16 protein-coding genes are annotated in these 15854 nt (G+C 64.1%); 9 read left to right on the plus strand and 7 right to left on the minus strand.

What is annotated here, in order from left to right; translation table 11 throughout:
- Positions 1-203: 203 nt before the first annotated feature.
- The 5 genes from rpsF (at position 204) to dnaB (ending at position 3339) form a co-directional block, all read left to right on the plus strand.
- The gene (rpsF, locus tag Q7J58_RS15375) at positions 204-578 is read left to right on the plus strand and encodes a 30S ribosomal protein S6 (RefSeq protein WP_304829898.1); all 375 of its coding nucleotides are present in this window, start codon (positions 204-206) and stop codon (positions 576-578) included.
- 25 nt (positions 579-603) lie between these two features.
- Positions 604-891: a primosomal replication protein N gene (priB, locus tag Q7J58_RS15380; protein WP_304829900.1), complete on the plus strand. Its 288-nt coding sequence runs from the start codon at positions 604-606 to the stop codon at positions 889-891.
- 11 nt (positions 892-902) lie between these two features.
- Positions 903-1184: a 30S ribosomal protein S18 gene (gene rpsR / locus Q7J58_RS15385; protein ID WP_068166407.1), complete on the plus strand. Its 282-nt coding sequence runs from the start codon at positions 903-905 to the stop codon at positions 1182-1184.
- Between the two features lie 13 nt (positions 1185-1197).
- Positions 1198-1650 (plus strand): 50S ribosomal protein L9, encoded by a 453-nt coding sequence (gene rplI, locus Q7J58_RS15390; RefSeq protein WP_304829907.1) that lies wholly within the window; start codon positions 1198-1200, stop codon positions 1648-1650.
- Positions 1651-1911: 261 nt separating this feature from the next.
- Positions 1912-3339, plus strand: a complete 1428-nt coding sequence (gene dnaB / locus Q7J58_RS15395; protein ID WP_304829910.1) for a replicative DNA helicase — start codon at positions 1912-1914, stop codon at positions 3337-3339.
- A 336-nt stretch (positions 3340-3675) separates the two neighbouring features.
- Here dnaB and Q7J58_RS15400 read toward each other — a convergent pair whose 3' ends face one another.
- The 7 genes from Q7J58_RS15400 to Q7J58_RS15430 form a co-directional block, all read right to left on the minus strand.
- On the minus strand, positions 3676-4044 hold the full coding sequence (locus tag Q7J58_RS15400) for a methylglyoxal synthase (protein WP_304829913.1): 369 nt from the start codon (positions 4042-4044) through the stop codon (positions 3676-3678).
- A 5-nt stretch (positions 4045-4049) separates the two neighbouring features.
- Positions 4050-5633 carry a glucose-6-phosphate isomerase gene (gene pgi / locus Q7J58_RS15405; RefSeq protein WP_304829916.1) on the minus strand — a complete coding sequence of 528 codons (1584 nt, stop codon included), beginning with the start codon at positions 5631-5633 and terminating at the stop codon, positions 4050-4052.
- Between the two features lie 145 nt (positions 5634-5778).
- A complete protein-coding gene (eda, locus tag Q7J58_RS15410) occupies positions 5779-6414 on the minus strand; it encodes a bifunctional 4-hydroxy-2-oxoglutarate aldolase/2-dehydro-3-deoxy-phosphogluconate aldolase (RefSeq protein ID WP_304829919.1) in 636 nt (211 codons plus the stop codon).
- A 230-nt stretch (positions 6415-6644) separates the two neighbouring features.
- Positions 6645-8480 (minus strand): phosphogluconate dehydratase, encoded by a 1836-nt coding sequence (gene edd, locus Q7J58_RS15415; RefSeq protein ID WP_304829922.1) that lies wholly within the window; start codon positions 8478-8480, stop codon positions 6645-6647.
- 22 nt (positions 8481-8502) lie between these two features.
- The gene (gene pgl / locus Q7J58_RS15420; RefSeq protein ID WP_304829925.1) at positions 8503-9201 is read right to left on the minus strand and encodes a 6-phosphogluconolactonase; all 699 of its coding nucleotides are present in this window, start codon (positions 9199-9201) and stop codon (positions 8503-8505) included.
- Between the two features lie 287 nt (positions 9202-9488).
- Positions 9489-10964: a glucose-6-phosphate dehydrogenase gene (gene zwf, locus Q7J58_RS15425; RefSeq protein ID WP_304829928.1), complete on the minus strand. Its 1476-nt coding sequence runs from the start codon at positions 10962-10964 to the stop codon at positions 9489-9491.
- A gap of 113 nt (positions 10965-11077) precedes the next feature.
- Positions 11078-12091 carry a PfkB family carbohydrate kinase gene (locus Q7J58_RS15430; RefSeq protein ID WP_304829931.1) on the minus strand — a complete coding sequence of 338 codons (1014 nt, stop codon included), beginning with the start codon at positions 12089-12091 and terminating at the stop codon, positions 11078-11080.
- Positions 12092-12292: 201 nt separating this feature from the next.
- Between Q7J58_RS15430 and Q7J58_RS15435 the strand changes: the two genes are divergently transcribed.
- From Q7J58_RS15435 to Q7J58_RS15450, 4 genes are all read left to right on the plus strand, one after another.
- On the plus strand, positions 12293-13240 hold the full coding sequence (locus Q7J58_RS15435; protein WP_304830071.1) for a sugar ABC transporter substrate-binding protein: 948 nt from the start codon (positions 12293-12295) through the stop codon (positions 13238-13240).
- 292 nt (positions 13241-13532) lie between these two features.
- Positions 13533-14492, plus strand: a complete 960-nt coding sequence (locus Q7J58_RS15440; protein WP_304829933.1) for an ABC transporter permease — start codon at positions 13533-13535, stop codon at positions 14490-14492.
- On the plus strand, positions 14492-15289 hold the full coding sequence (locus Q7J58_RS15445; RefSeq protein WP_304829936.1) for an ATP-binding cassette domain-containing protein: 798 nt from the start codon (positions 14492-14494) through the stop codon (positions 15287-15289). Before Q7J58_RS15440 ends, Q7J58_RS15445 begins: the two co-directional genes overlap by 1 nt.
- Positions 15282-15734, plus strand: coding sequence for an RbsD/FucU domain-containing protein (locus tag Q7J58_RS15450; protein ID WP_304829939.1), 453 nt, complete (start codon positions 15282-15284; stop codon positions 15732-15734). Before Q7J58_RS15445 ends, Q7J58_RS15450 begins: the two co-directional genes overlap by 8 nt.
- The last annotated feature ends 120 nt before the right edge of the window (positions 15735-15854 follow it).

Raw genomic sequence — 15854 nt, forward strand, 5'->3', positions numbered from 1 at the left:
GAGTGCGCTGCGCGTGCTTGGTCGCTTGCGTCCTTGAGCCGGGGTCCATTCAACGCCCATGTCTGGCAACTTTTGCCAGCGCCTGCGTTTTCTTGTTAGAATCGCGGGCTTGCCTTGCTGCACCCCAATCAGACGCTGGGGGCAGCTGTTCATCAGAAACCGCAGCCAGCATGCTGGTGCGGTGTCATCCACAAGGAGAGTCTATGCGTCATTACGAAATCGTTTTGCTGATCCACCCGGATCAAAGCGAACAAGTTCCGGCCATGCTGGAGCGCTACAAGGGCATGATCACGGCCGGTAACGGCAAGATCCACCGTGTTGAAGACTGGGGCCGCCGTCAAATGGCTTACCAGATCAACAAGCTGTCCAAGGCCCACTACCTGTGCGTCAACATCGAAGCCGATCAGGCTGTGATGGCTGAGCTGGAGCATGCCTTCAAGTTCAACGACGCTGTGCTGCGTCACCTCACCGTGCTCAAGAAGAAAGCCGATACCGGCCCATCTTCCATGATGAAGTCGGTCGAGCGCGAAGAAGCCCGCAAGTCCCAGCAACAACCGCAGGAACAGGCCGCAGCGTAACAGCGCTGCGTGACGCCGTCAGCGGGTGAACCAGTTTCAATTGTCCGCCGTGGTGGTGCAGGTGCAGAGCCTGCGGTACACACCGGCCGGCATACCGGCTCTCAATATCGTGCTCGAACACGGTTCCGAGATCGTTGAAATGGATACCCCGCGGTTGGTGAAGTTGCAATTGAAGGCTGTGGCCTTCGGTGCGCAGGCAGAAGTTTTGTCCCGTCAAGGGCTCGACTCGGCTTGCGAATTTCACGGCTTCCTGACGAACGCCCGCAACGGCAAAGGCGTTGTGTTCCATATCCAAGATTTCAGCAAGACATAGGAAGGCCCATCATGGCTGCACCCAAACGTTTCAACAAAGACAAGCGCCCCAAGCGCAACACCCAATCGCTGCTGTTCAAGCGCAAGCGGTTCTGCCGGTTCACGGTGGCCAACGTCGAAGAAGTTGACTACAAGGACGTCGATGTCCTGCGCGATTTCATTGCCGAAAACGGCAAGATCATTCCTGCGCGCCTGACCGGCACGCGCGCCTTCTACCAGCGTCAGGTCAACACCGCCATCAAGCGTGCTCGCTTCCTGGCCATGTTGCCTTACAGCGACCAGCACCGCGTCTGAAAGAGAGCCTGACATGCAAATCATTCTGCTCGACAAAGTTAACAATCTCGGCGCCCTGGGCGATGTGGTCAAGGTCAAAGACGGTTACGCACGTAACTTCCTGATCCCCACCGGCCGCGCCCGCCGTGCTACCTCCAATGCCATCGCCGAATTCGAAGCACGCCGTGCCGAACTCGAAAAAGTGGCTGCCGCCAAGCACGCTGAAGCCGCCGCCCGGGGCGAAAAGCTGTCGGCCGTGACGCTCAAGCTCTCGCAAAAAGCGGGTGTGGACGGTCGCCTGTTTGGCTCCGTCACCAACCACGACGTGGCCGAAGAGCTGAACAAGCAAGGCTTCGCCGTGAACAAGTCGCAAGTGCGCATGCCCAATGGCCCGCTGAAGCTGGTGGGCGACTACACGGTGAGCGTGCATCTGCACACCGATGTGACGGTTGACGTCAACGTCTCGGTGCTCGGCGAAACCGCCTGATCACCCGGTGCTGGCGCGCAAGCGCTGCATCCAGAAGCCGCCGCGCCTTCGGGTCGGCGGTTTTTTTTATTGAGCGTTTTGCGTTCACAATGGTTCGCAGAGTCACTGACACATTCCGGTATGTCTTAGCCCCGAGGCACAGGCGTTGTTCCGTGCAGCTCAACAGGCTGCCCACGGAATATCTTCAGCACGTTGATACACGTGCCCTCATGACTTTTGGTTGCTCAGGGCGTACCATGGCCCGCCATTCAAAGAAAGCCCATGTCTGCTGTTTTTTCCGATCCCTTTGCCCCTTTCGATGCTGGCCTGGATGCGGCCAATACGGGTATCGACCGTCAAGTGGCTCAACTGCGTGTACCACCGCACTCGATTGAGTCAGAGTCCAGTGTGCTCGGTGGCCTTTTGTTGGACAACGGTGCCTGGGATCGGGTCGCTGACCTGCTCAACGAATCCGATTTCTACCGCTACGAACACCGCTTGACGTACGCGGCCATCGCCACGTTGGTTAACGCCAGCAAGCCTGCCGACGTGGTCACGGTCTATGAGCATCTGCAAAATCTGGGAAAGGCCGATGAGGCAGGAGGGCTGGCCTACCTGAACTCGCTGGCTCAGTACGTACCGAGTGCCGCCAATATCCGCCGCTACGCCGAGATTGTTCGCGAGCGTGCCATTTTGCGCAAACTGATCACGGCCAGCGATGAAATTGCCACCTCTGCCTTCAATACGCAAGGCCGACCCGTAGACAAAATTCTGGACGAGGCTGAGCAAAAAATCTTCCACATCGGGGAAGAGGGCTCGCGCATGAAAGAGGGGTTTCAGGGCATGGACACGCTCGTGGTCGAGCTGCTTGACCGTGTGCAGGAAATGGCCGACAACCCCAACGACGTCACGGGCGTGCCGACAGGCTTTGTCGATCTCGACCGAATGACCTCGGGCCTTCAGGCGGGTGACCTGATTGTGTTGGCGGCGCGGCCCTCCATGGGCAAAACGGCATTTGCCATCAACATTGCCGAGCATGTGGCGCTGAATGAAGGCTTGCCTGTGGCGGTGTTCTCCATGGAGATGGGCGCATCCCAGTTGGCTGTGCGTATCGTGGGCTCCATTGGGCGCATCAACCAGAGCCACCTGCGCAGCGGCAAACTCACCGACGATGAGTGGCCGCGTCTGACCGAAGCCATTGAGAAGCTGCGCAATGTGTCGCTGCATATCGACGAAACGCCTGGCTTGAACCCCAGTGTGTTGCGCGCCAATGCGCGGCGCTTGTCGCGCCAATGTGGCAAATTGGGCCTGATCGTGGTGGACTATCTGCAGCTCATGAGCGGCAGTGGTTCCGATGGCGACAACCGTGCGTCCGAGTTGGGTGAAATTTCGCGGGGCTTGAAGATGTTGGCCAAAGAACTGCAGTGTCCGGTCATTGCACTGTCGCAGCTGAACCGCAGTGTGGAGACCCGCACCGACAAGCGCCCAATGATGAGCGACTTGCGCGAGTCGGGCGCCATTGAGCAAGATGCAGACATCATCATGTTTATTTACCGCGATGAGTATTACACCAAGGACGCTTGCAAGGAGCCGGGTGTCGCCGAGATCATCATTGGCAAGCAGCGAAATGGCCCCACGGGTACCGTGAAACTGGCGTTCTTGAACATGCTTACGCGTTTTGAAAGTTTGGCCGGTGGTGGGGACTATTAGGACGCCACCCCATCAATGGCTTTGCGAAATGGGGTCGACGTACGGACCGGGTAGGGCGGTGACCAGGTCGGGATCGTGGCGATTTGGCGCTGCAGATCAGCGACCTTTCTTTGTGCTTCGAACGTTGGCATGGTGTTTGAACCTTTGGGTTCGCCGGTGCTTGACTCAAAGCCGGCGAATGTTCATTTGAACGGCTTGGGCGCCTGGTTGCGCTGTGCCATGCAGGCTTCGGTGCCTTCGCCGCCATTGCGCGATCAATGGAGACTTCTCCTGCCCGCTTCCTGCCGGCCACAGGCATCCACTCAACGCCGACCGCAGGGAAGCCGTTGCAGCCTCTCAGAGCCGTGCCAGTTCTCCCAGCACCATGCGTGCTGTCGCCACATTCGTCGCGCACGGCACGTCGTGCACATCACAAGCGCGCACCAGTGCGTTGATGTCGGGCTCATGGGGTTGGGCGGTCATGGGGTCTCGTAGAAAAATCACGCAGTCCACCTCGCCCGCGGACAGGCGTGCGCCGATCTGCAAATCGCCGCCCAGCGGGCCGCTGAGCAGGCGTTCCACGCTCAACCCGACTTCGGTTTGCAGGCGCCCGCCGGTGGTGCCGGTGCCCATGAGGCTGTGTTGGCGCAGCAGCGGCGCGAATTCGGTGGCCAGGGCCACCATGTCGTCTTTTTTGCGGTCGTGGGCGATGAGGGCGATGCGCATGGCGGTCACTGCTTTTCCATCGCCTTGGCCATGGTTTTGCCCAGTTCCACGCCCCACTGGTCGTAGGCGTTGATGCCCCAGATGGCGGCTTGCACAAACACCTTGTGTTCGTACAGCGCGATCAGCGTGCCCAGGCGGTGCGGGGTGAGGGCGTCAATCCACAGGGTGCTGCTGGGCACATCGCCCGCAAAGCTGCGCTGGCTGACGAATACTTCGGCCTGCTCGGCGCTCATGCCCTCGGCCATGAGGGCCTGTAAGGTGTCGGCTTCGTTGCGGCCCAGGGCCAGGGCCTGGGCTTGGGCGCGCAGGTTGAGGTTGACGACGCGGTGGTGCTCGGCGGCCAGGGGCAGGGGTGTGTCTTCGGTTTCAACGCCAATAAATTCGACCGGCACGCGGTGGGTGCCTTGGTGCAGCAGCTGGAAGTAGGCGTGTTGGCCGTCGATGCCCAGGCCGCCCCAGACGATGGGGCCGGTGTCGGCATCGACCGGCTGGCCGTCTTTGCGCATGCGTTTGCCGTTGCTTTCCATGTCCATTTGCTGCACGAAGGGCGCAAAGCGCACCAGGCGGCTGGGGTAGGTGGACAGCAGCTGCGTGGGGCAGTGCAGAAAGTTGCGGTTCCAGATGCCGCTCAGGGCCAGGATGACGGGCAGGTTTTGCGCCAGCGGGGCGCTGCGAAAGTGCGTGTCCATGGCCTGGCCGCCGGCCAGAAATTCGCGGAAGGCAGGCGCGCCGATGGCGATGGCCAGCGGCAGGCCGAGCGCCGACCAGAGGGAGTAGCGCCCGCCCACCCAGTCCCAGAAGGTGAAGGTGTGTTCTGCCGGGTAGCCCGCTGCGCCGGATTTGTTGGGTGCGGCGGTGATGGCGACCAGGTGCGGGCTCTGCGCCGCGCCTTCGATGCCGGCGTCTTGCAGCCAGCGCCGGGCGGAGGCGGCGTTGGTCATGGTTTCTTGGGTGGTGAAGGTTTTGCTGGCCACGATGATGAGCGTGGTGGCCGGGTTCAGGCCGCGCAGGGTGCTGTGCAAGGCCCAGGCGTCGGGGTTGCTGACGAAGTGCACGCGCACGCCGGTTGCGCCATCGCTGCACAGCGGGGCCAGCGCGTCGGCGGCCATGCGTGGACCCAGGTCGGAGCCGCCGATGCCGATGTTCACCACGTCGGTGATGGCCAGGCCGGTGCTGCCTTTGACCTCGCCGGCGCGCACGCGCTCGGCGAAGGCGCAAACGCGGCTCAGCTCCGTCTGCACGAGCTGCTGCACCGCGTCGCCCCAGGGTGCCTCGCTGCCGGTGGCGCCGGGCGTGCCGCGCAGGGCCACGTGCAGCACGGCGCGCTGTTCGCTGGTGTTGATGATGTCGCCGCGGAACATGGCGTCGCGCTGGGCTTGCACGCCGGCCTGCTGGGCCAGCTCGATCAGGGTGTCCCACACGGCGCTGTCCAGCGCCTGGCGGCTGTAGTCGATGTGGATGCCGGCGGCGCTGGCCTGCATCTGCTGTTCGCGGCTGGGGCTGGCCAGGCGGTCGCGCAGGTGGGGCTGGGGCGCTGCGGCCAGGGTTTCAAGCTGTTGCCAAGCGGGGAGTTGGGTGGGTGTGGTCATGGGTCGGTGCATCGGTGGACCGCTGGCCCGGTGCCTGTCGCAGGGCTGGTGCGGTGGGTGGGACGGTTGCCATCAGGGCTTGAATGGATGGACAGGTGCAAGGTGTGCTGACAAAGCCCAGACGGCGAGGCGCTGTGCCCAAGGATTATCCGTTTGCGATGGCCGTGGCTTCCCGGGCCAGTTGGGTGATTTTTTTCCAGTCGCCTGCCGCCAGGGCCTGGGCGGGGGTGAGCCAACTGCCCCCGGCCATGGCCACGTTGGGCAGGTTCAAGAAATCTTTGAGGTTCTCGGGGCTGACGCCGCCGGTGGGGCAGAACGCCACGTCGGGGATGGGCGCGCCCAGCGCTTTGAGCATGCCCAGGCCACCGGCTTGTTGGGCGGGGAAGAGTTTCATGAGGCTGAAGCCTTGTTCACGGCGGTGCATCACCTCGCCGGGGGTCATGACGCCGGGGATGAACGGCAGGTTCGCGGTCTTGACGGCTTCGAAAAGCGCGTCGGTGCAGCCGGGCGACAGGGCGAAAGTGGCCCCGGCGTCAATCACGTGCTGCACCTCGGCCACGCGGGTGACGGTGCCCGCGCCCAGGTGCATCTGCGGCACAGCCTTGGCCACGGCTTCGATGCTGGCCAGGGCGGCGTCGGAGCGCAGGGTGATTTCCATCACGTCAATGCCCCCTTCCAGCAGCGCATGGGCCAGTGGCACGGCATGGGCCGGGTCGGTGAGCACGATGACGGGTACGACGCGGGCGGCGAAGGCGGGGCGGGTGAAGCAGGTGGTTGTCATGGGGGTGGGGTGTGGTTTGGGGTGGTGGTGTGCTGCCGTTTTTCAGGGATGGTTTGGCTGGCTGGGTGAAAACGTTGAGGGGTGGTTCTCAAGCGCTGGCCCCCATCCCAGCCTTCCCCCAGAGGGGGAAGGGGTGGGAGCGGGGAGGGGTTTGGCGGGGCGGCTGTCTTGCTCCCTCCCCCGCTGGGGGAGGGTTGGGGTGGGGGCGCTCCCCGGCTTGGGGGTCGGCATCAAAACGGCTGGCCAAACAACGGCGACGCGCCCGATTCCGCCGTGCTGGCATGCGCACGGAACAGCCCAAACAGCTCGCGCCCGGTGCCGTGGGCGTTGTGGCGCAGGTCGGGGTGGGTCACGCTGCGTGCGGCCAGGGTGTCGGCGTCCACCTCCAGTTGCAACACGCCGCGCTCGCAGTCCAGCGTGATCCAGTCGCCGTCTTGCACCTTGGCAATGGGGCCATCGGCCAGGGCTTCGGGGCTGAGGTGGATGGCGGCGGGCACCTTGCCTGAGGCGCCGCTCATGCGCCCGTCGGTGACCAGCGCGACCTTGAAACCTTTGTCTTGCAACACGGCCAACGGTGGCGTGAGCTTGTGCAGTTCGGGCATGCCATTGGCGCGCGGGCCCTGGTAGCGCACCACGGCGATCAGGTCTTTTTCCAGCTGGCCGGCGTTGAACAGGGCCAGCAGGTCTTGTTGGTCGCTCACCACCACAGCTTGGGCGCGCACCACGCGGTGTTCGGGTTTCACCGCCGACACCTTGACCACGCTGCGGCCCAGATTGCCTTTGAGCAGGCGCAGGCCGCCGTCGGCGCTGAAGGGCGCGGTCACCGGGCGCAGCACCGTGGTGTCGCCGCTGAGCGCGGGCAGGTCGCGCCAGGCCAGCGTGTCGCCGTCCAGCCAGGGTTCCTGGGTGTAGGCGCTCAGGCCAAAGCCCATCACGGTGTTGACGTCGCCATGCAACAGACCGTTGGCCAGCAGTTCGCGCATCAAAAAGCCCATGCCGCCAGCGGCGTGGAAGTGGTTCACGTCGGCGCTGCCGTTGGGGTAGACGCGGGCCAGCAGAGGCACCACGGCGGAGAGTTCGGCGAAGTCGTCCCAGTCGATCAGCACACCGGCGGCGCGGGCCATGGCGATCAGGTGGATGGTGTGGTTGGTGCTGCCGCCGGTGGCCAACAGACCGACGATGCCGTTGACCACGGTTTTCTCATTGACGATGTCGGCCAGCCGAATGTGCGGTTGGCCACCGCGCCCGGTGTTGATCAGGGCGCGTTGCAGCGCGGCTTTGCTGAGGGCTTCGCGCAGCGCCACGCCGGGGTTGATGAACGACGAGCCGGGCAGGTGCAGGCCCATGATCTCCATCAGCATCTGGTTGCTGTTGGCGGTGCCGTAAAAGGTGCAGGTACCGGGCGAGTGGTAGGCCTGGGCTTCGCTGTCCAGCAGCGCCTCGCGGCCCACCAAGCCTTGGGCGTATTGCTGGCGCACCTTGGCCTTGGCGTCGTTCGAGAGGCCGCTGGTCATGGGGCCGGCAGGCACAAACACGGTGGACAGGTGGCCAAACTGCACCGCCCCCATGAACAGGCCGGGCACGATTTTGTCGCACACGCCGAGCATCAGCGCCGCGTCAAACACGTTGTGCGACAGCGCCACGGCGGTGGACAGGGCAATCACGTCGCGCGAGAACAGCGAGAGTTCCATGCCCGCCGCGCCCTGCGTGATGCCGTCGCACATGGCGGGCACACCACCGGCCATCTGGGCGGTGGCGCCCAGTGTGCGGGCGTGGCTGCGCAGCAGTTCGGGGTAGTGCTCGTAGGGTTGGTGGGCCGAGAGCATGTCGTTGTACGCGCTGACGATGCCGACATGCGGCGTGCGTTCGGCGTGGATTTTCAGCTTGTCGGCGGTGGGCAGGGCGGCGGTGGTGTGGGCCATGTTGGCGCAGCCCATGCCAGCGCGCTGGGTGCCCGCCTTGGCGTTGGTGGCCATGGTGTTCAGGTAGTCGGCGCGCGGGCCGGCGCTGCGCTCGGTGATGCGTTGGGTGACCAGGGCGAGGGTGGTGTTCAGCGGTGTGGACATGGGGTGTTCCGTTCTGTTCGGGTTAGGCGATCCAGACGCTGACGGGCGTTTGGGACTGGTTCAGCACGAGAGAAATGGGGAGCGTTTCGTGGGCTTGTTCAGCGGCGCGGTGGTACACGGCGAGCTTGGATTCACCGGCGATGGAGAGCAGCAGCTCGCGCGCGGCGAGCAGGGCGCTGAGCGTGAGGCTCAGGCGCGCGTGCGGCGCGGTGTCGGGCACCACCCAGGCCAGGCGCTGGTCGGTGGCGATGGCGCGGGCAAAGCCAGGCGCGCCGGGGAACAGCGAAGCGGTGTGGGCGTCCTCGCCCATGCCCAACACGGCCACGTCCAGCGGCCAGGGCAGGTCGGCCAGTCGCTGTTTGGCTTGCTCGGCCAGGGCATCGAGCACCACGGCGCTCAGGGCCGGTGGCGGTTCGTCAAAAAACGGTACGAAGCGGGCGGCGGCTGCGCCGTCTTGCAGCAGGTGCTGGCGCACGAGGGCGGTGTTGCTGGCGGCGTGGTCGTGTGGCACCACACGCTCGTCCACCAGAATGACCGTGACCTTTTGCCAGTCCAGCGGCTGGGTGCGCAAGGCTTCAAACAGCGCAATCGGCGACTTGCCACCCGACACCGCCAGGCTGGCCTGGCCGCGCTCGGCGATGGCGTTGCGCAGGGCGTTGGCGATGTGTGCGGCCAGCGCGGCGGGGGTGGCTTGGGGGTGTTCGGTTGGGGGGGTGTTCATGTCAGGGTGTGTTCATTTCTTGCGGGCCAATGAGCGGGCGTGCCCCTCACCCCAGCCCTCTCCCCAGAGGGGCGAGAGAGCAAGGCAGCGCCGTGCTGGAATGTCTTGCTCCCTCCCCCTCTGGGGGAGGGCGGGGGTGGGGGCTCTCCGGGGGCTGCTGTATGGGGTTTTGCGTTGCAGGCACATGCTGTCCCACGCTGGCCCCCATCCCAACCTTCCCCCAGAGGGGGAAGGAGCTGAATACCGCTTGCTTGCCAGTTCCATAGAGGCCAAGCAGCGCCCCACATTCACGACTCTTCCACCCACGAAGACCCCTCGCGCGCCATCAGCGCCGACGACGCCGCCGGCCCCCAGCTGCCCGCCGTGTAGGCCTTGGGTTTGTCGTTCAGTTGTTGCCAGCCGTTGATGATGGGTTCCACCCAAGTCCAGGCGGCTTCGAGTTCGTCGCGGCGCATGAAGTGGGTCAGGCGGCCTTTGATCACGTCGATCAGCAGGCGCTCGTAGGCTTCGGCGCGGCGCTCGGAAAACGCGGTTTCCAGGTCCAGGTTCAGGTTCACCGGACGCAGCTTCATGCCGCTGCCGGGTTCTTTGGCCATCATCTGCAGCTGGATGTGCTCTTCGGGTTGCAGGCGGATCATCAGCCGGTTGACCGACTGGTGCGGCGAGTCCTGGAAGATGGTGAACGGCAGATCGGCGAATTCGATGACGATTTCAGACTGGCGTGCCGCCATGCGCTTGCCGGTGCGCAAGAAGATCGGCACGTTGGCCCAGCGCCAGTTGTTGATGTGGGCCTTGAGCGCCACAAAGGTTTCGGTGGTGCTGCCGTCGGGAATGTTGTCCTCTTGCAGGTAGCCCAGGGCAGCGTCGCCGTTGGAGGCTCCGGCGCTGTATTGGCCGCGCACCGTGTCGCGCGCCACGTCGGCCATGGTCATGGGGCGCAGCGAGCGCAGCACCTTGAGTTTTTCGTCGCGCACCGCGTCGGGGTCGAGCGACACCGGCGGCTCCATGGCTACGATGCACAGCAATTGCAGCAGGTGGTTTTGCACCATGTCGCGCATGGCGCCGGTGCCGTCGTAAAACCCGGCGCGGCTGCCCACGCCCACGCTCTCGGCCACCGTGATCTGCACACTCTTGATGTAAGGGCTGCGCCACAGCGGCTCAAAAATGGTGTTGCCAAAGCGCAGCACCATCAGGTTTTGTACCGTTTCCTTGCCCAGGTAGTGGTCGATGCGGAAGATCTGCTGCTCTTGAAAATAGCGACCCACGTCGTCGTTGATCTGGCGCGCCGAGGCCAGGTCGTGGCCCAGCGGTTTTTCCAGCACCACGCGGGCGCGCTCGTCGATCAGGCCGGCGCTGTGCAGATTCGCACAGATACCCACGAACAGGCTGGGCGCGGTGGCCAGGTAGTACACGCGGTCCGAGCCGCCTTGCAGGGCCGCGGCCAGGGTGTGAAAGTCTGGGGCCTGCGTGGCGTCCACGCTGACGTAGTTCAGCCGCTCCAGGAAGCTGACCCAGGCGGCGTCGATGAAGGCTTTGTCTTCAATGAAGCCGCGCACCTTTTCCTGAACAAAGGCCACGAATTCGTTGCGCTCCCACACTTGGCGGCCCAGGGCGTGGATGCGTGTGGCGGCGGGCAGGTTGTTGTGCAGGTGCGCCATGTACAGCGCGGGCAGCAGCTTGCGGACCGAGAGGTCGCCCACGCCGCCAAAGATCACCAAATCGAGCGGCGCAGCCGGTGTGGGGCGGGATGTGGAGGTGCTCATGTCTCTAACTTAGTTACTTGAATGTGAGAATTCTAATGTAATCAAATTACATAAACAATTCTTTTTTTGCGAACCGACCCACGATGCGCGGTGGCTGCGCTCTGGCCGGCGCGCTACAGCGCCTGGAACAGCGGCGGCATTTGCGCCACGCGCGCCACCACCTGGGGCAGGGTGGGCGGCACGCAGCCGGTTTGCTGCACGCACAGGCTGGCGCTGGCCACCGCACGGCCCAGGATGTGTTGCACGTCGCTGGCGTCCAGCGCCAGATCGTCGGCGCAGCGCGCGGCCTGCATGGCGGGGCGCTCCAGCAGGGCGGCCAGCAGGCCGGCAAAAAAGCAGTCGCCCGCGCCCACGGTGTCGGCCACGGTCACCGGCTGTTGTTCGGTGGCGTGCCAGGCGGCGCCGTCGCGTGCCAGCAGCACGGCGCCTTTGGGGCCGAGCGTGAGCGCCAGCCAGTGGGCGCAGGTCTGGGCGAGCAGGGCGCGGGCGCCGTCCAGTGGGTCGGCGTGGTCAAAGCCCAGCGTCACCAGATCGTCGTCGCTCACCTTCACCACATGGGCCTGGCCCAGTGCGGCCATGACGCTGGCCCGGTAAGCCGCCATGTCGGGCACGATGGCCGGGCGCAGATTGGCGTCCACCGCCACCAGCCGACCCGCGTCTCGCTGCGCCTGTAGCCAGGGCAGGTATTTGTCGCTGTCGTCGGACACCAAGGCCAGGCAACCGGTGGCCACCACCGACAACGCAGCGTGCTCGGCGCAGTGCCGGTTCATGTCGGTGGCGTTCACCTGCCGGTCGGCCACGCCGTCGCGGTAGAAGCTGTAGCTGGCTTTGCCTTCAGCGTCGATGCCCACCACCGCCAGTGAGGTGGGCTGGTGCACCGGCACGGGCTGCGCCAGCGCCACACCGGCCTGGTGAATGCCGTGGGCCAGGCCGCGCCCAAAGCGGTCGGACGAGAAGGGGTTCAGGTAGAGCGTGCCCACGCCTTGCAGGCCGAGCGCACGGGTCAGGTTGTAGACCGCGCCGCCGTCGCAGGGGCGCATGCGCCCGTCGGTTTCCTGGATGAGGTCGATCAGGGCTTCGCCAGCGGTGGCGACTTGGATGGGGTGAGGAAGGGTAGGGAAAACCATAACTAAATCCAATTGATTTATTAACCAGTTTCGAAATATAGTTTAATCACTCCGCAGCGCACAGCGTAAAAACCCGAAGAGGTGGGCTGCTGAGGTTTGTGTCCCCCGGTTCCTGTTGACGACCATCCACCCCTTTAGGAGACTTCTGTGAAAAAAATCGCCCCTGCATTCGTGTTTTCCGCCCTGGCCCTGGCCGTGGGCATGGCTTCTGCCGCTGAACCCGTGATCGGCTTGATCACCAAGACCGAGTCCAACCCCTTCTTCGTGAAGATGAAGGAAGGCGCCACCGCCGAAGCCAAGAAGCTGGGCGCCAAGCTGTTGTCCGCTGCGGGCAAGACCGACGGCGACAACGCCGGGCAGGTGACGGCCATGGAAAACATGATCGCCGCCGGTGCCAAGACCATCCTGATCACCCCCAGCGATGCCAAGGCCATCATCCCCGCCATCAAGAAGGCACAGGCCCAGGGCGTGCAAGTGATCGCGCTGGACAGCCCGACCGACCCGGTGAGCGCTGTGGACGGCCTGTTTGCCACCGACAACTACAAGGCCGGTGTGTTGATCGGCCAGTACGCCAAGGCCGCTCTGGGCGGCAAGCCTGCCGTCATTGCCACGCTCGACCTGTTTCCCGGCCACCCGGTGGGCGCGCAGCGCCACAACGGTTTCCTGAAGGGTTTTGGCCTGGCCGCGCCCGACGCATCCAGCAACAACCTGGGTGGCGCAGCCGCTGGCGTGGCCTGCATGGCCGACAGCTTCGGCGACGCCGCCAAAGGCCAGACCGGCATGGAAAACTGTCTGCAGAAAAACCCCAACATCAACTTGGTGTACACCATCAACGAACCCGCAGCCGCCGGTGCTTACAAGGCACTGAAGGCCGCTGGCAAGGAAAAAGGTGTGGTCATTGTGTCGGTGGACGGTGGCTGCGCGGGCATCAAGGACGTGGGCGCTGGCGTGATCAGCGCCACCAGCCAGCAATACCCGCTGCGCATGGCCTCCATGGGTGTGGCCGCTGGCGTGGAATACGCCAAGACCGGCAAAAAAGTCAGCGGCTACACCGACACCGGCGTGACCCTGATTGCCGCCAAAGCGGTGGCGGGTGTGGACAGCAAAGACGTGAAAACCGGCATGGACCTGTGCTGGGGGAATAAATAAAAAGTAGGGATCACCCCCCTGCGCCGCTGACGCGGCTTCCCCCCTCTCTCACCTGCGGCGGGAGGGGGGACGGCACCTTGGGCCGGCAAAGCCGGACCCTTGGTGCCCCTGGGTTGGGGTATATCACGTGCCTCGATCGCCCTGGGTGCTTCAGCAGAAGGCATTTCTCGCTTGCACCGTTTGTATTTTTGGATCCCATAAGCCTGCGTCAGACGGGCCATCATGGGCAGCACCCGGGCTCGTGCCGGGTGCTGCTGCAACCTTTTTTCCTCTGATTGGACGGGCCACCGCCATGAACACCCTCAAAGCCAAATTACCGCCCATGGGCACCCTGGGGCCGTTTATTGCCCTGATCGTCGCCTGCGGCTTCTTCGCGACCCAGAGCGACCGCTTTCTGACGCTGCAAAACTTTTCGCTGATCCTGCAGCAGGTCATGGTGGTGGGCACCATCGCCATTGGCCAGACCCTCATCATTCTCACCGCCGGCATTGATTTGTCGTGCGGCATGATCATGGCGCTGGGCAGCATCGTCATGACCAAAATGGCCGCCGACTTTGGGCTATCGGCCCCGGTCGCCATCACCCTGGGCATTGCCGCCACGGCGGGTTTTGGTCTGGTCAACGGGCTGCTGGTCACCAAGGCCAAGCTGCCGCCCTTCATCGTCACGCTGGGTACGCTGAACATTGCGTTCGCCATCACCCAGCTGTATTCGGGCTCACAGACCATCACCGAAGTCTCGGAAGGCATGACCTGGCTGGGCAACTCGTTCCGCATTGGCGAGACCAACGTGCTCTATGGCGTGGTGCTCATGCTGGCGCTGTACCTGATTACGTGGCTGTTCCTGCGCGAAACCGCGCCCGGGCGCCACATCTACGCCGTGGGCAACAGTCCCGAAGCCACCCGCCTCACCGGCATTTCCACCGACAAGGTGCTGCTGGGCGTGTACGTGTTGGCCGGTGTGTTTTACGGCATTGCCTCGCTGCTGAGTGTGGCGCGCATTGGCGCCGGTGACCCGAACGCCGGGCAGACCGAAAACCTCGACGCCATCACCGCCGTGGTGCTGGGCGGTACCAGCCTGTTTGGTGGGCGCGGCATCATTTTGGGCACGCTGGTGGGGGCGCTGATTGTGGGCGTGTTCCGCAACGGCCTCACGCTCATGGGCGTGTCGTCGGTGTACCAAATTCTGGTCACCGGTATTTTGGTGATTCTGGCGGTGATGACCGACCAAATGTCCCGCAAAGGAGTCCGGTAATGAGCCCCCAATCTTCATCCCAGTTGGTGATCCAGGCCAAAGGCTTGGTCAAACGCTACGGCCAAGTCACCGCCCTGGACGGTGCCGACTTCGAGCTGCGCGCCGGAGAAATCATGGCCGTGATTGGCGACAACGGTGCGGGCAAATCCAGCCTCATCAAATGCCTGGCCGGTGCCACCATTCCCGACGAGGGCGAGATTTTTCTGGACGGCCAGTCGGCCAAATTTCGCAGCCCCATCGACGCGCGCCGCGCGGGCATTGAAACCGTCTACCAGGACCTGGCCGTGGCCCCGGCCATGACGATTGCCGAAAACCTGTTTCTGGGCCGCGAAATTCTGCGCACCGGCTTCATGGGCCAGGTGCTGCGCATGATGGACAAAAAGAAAATGCTGGAAGAGAGCATCTCGCGCATGAACGACCTGAAAGTCGGCATCCGCAGCATGACGCAAGCGGTGGAAACGCTCTCGGGCGGCCAGCGCCAGTGCGTGGCCGTGGCGCGTGCGGCGGCGTTTGCCCAGCACGTGGTGATCATGGACGAGCCCACCGCCGCGCTGGGTGTGAAAGAGGGCAACATGGTGCTGGAGCTGATCCGCCGCGTGCGCGACAAGGGGCTGCCCGTCATTTTGATCAGCCACAACATGCCGCATGTGTTCGAGATTGCCGACCGCATCCACATTGCCCGCCTGGGCAAGCGCGCAGCGGTGGTCAACCCGAAAAAAATCAGCATGAGCGACACCGTGGCCGTGATGACCGGTGCCAAGAGCGCCGCCGAACTGCCGGAGGACTGCCTTGCTTAAAGGAATTGACCCCATTCTCAGCCCCGAGCTGCTGAAAATCATGGCCGAAATGGGCCACGACGACACCCTGGTGCTGGCCGATGCCAACTTCACCGCCATGAGCCTGGGCGTGGGCAAACCCATCGTGCGGCTGCCCGGCGTGGGCATGCTGCGCACGGTGCAGGCCGTCACCAGCCTGCTGCCGCTGGCCGCCGACGTGACCCACCCCGTGGCCTGCATGCAGGTGGGCGGCACCGAGGCGCCGTACCTGAGCGGCTTGCAGCGCGAGGTGGTGGCGCATTTGCAAACCCATTTGCCAGCGGGCACCGGCGTGGAAGCCGTGGAGCGCTACGCGTTTTACGACCAGGTGTCGATTGCTTACGCCATTGTGGTCACCGGCGAGCTGCAGCCCTGGGGCAACTTCATCCTGCACAAAGGCGTGATCAGCGAAGCCCTGGTGGCGTAGCCAGACGTCGCTGGAGCTTCCAGCTCCAGTCAAATCCGGAGCTGCAAGCTCCGGCTACGTCGAAGCTCAGGCTACAGTCAAGGCTGTCTATCAAGCCCAACTTAGGGACCGTCGTTGAAC

The sequence above is a fragment of the Hydrogenophaga sp. genome (genome assembly GCF_030656115.1).
In the GTDB taxonomy this organism is placed as follows: Bacteria; Pseudomonadota; Gammaproteobacteria; order Burkholderiales; family Burkholderiaceae_C; genus Hydrogenophaga.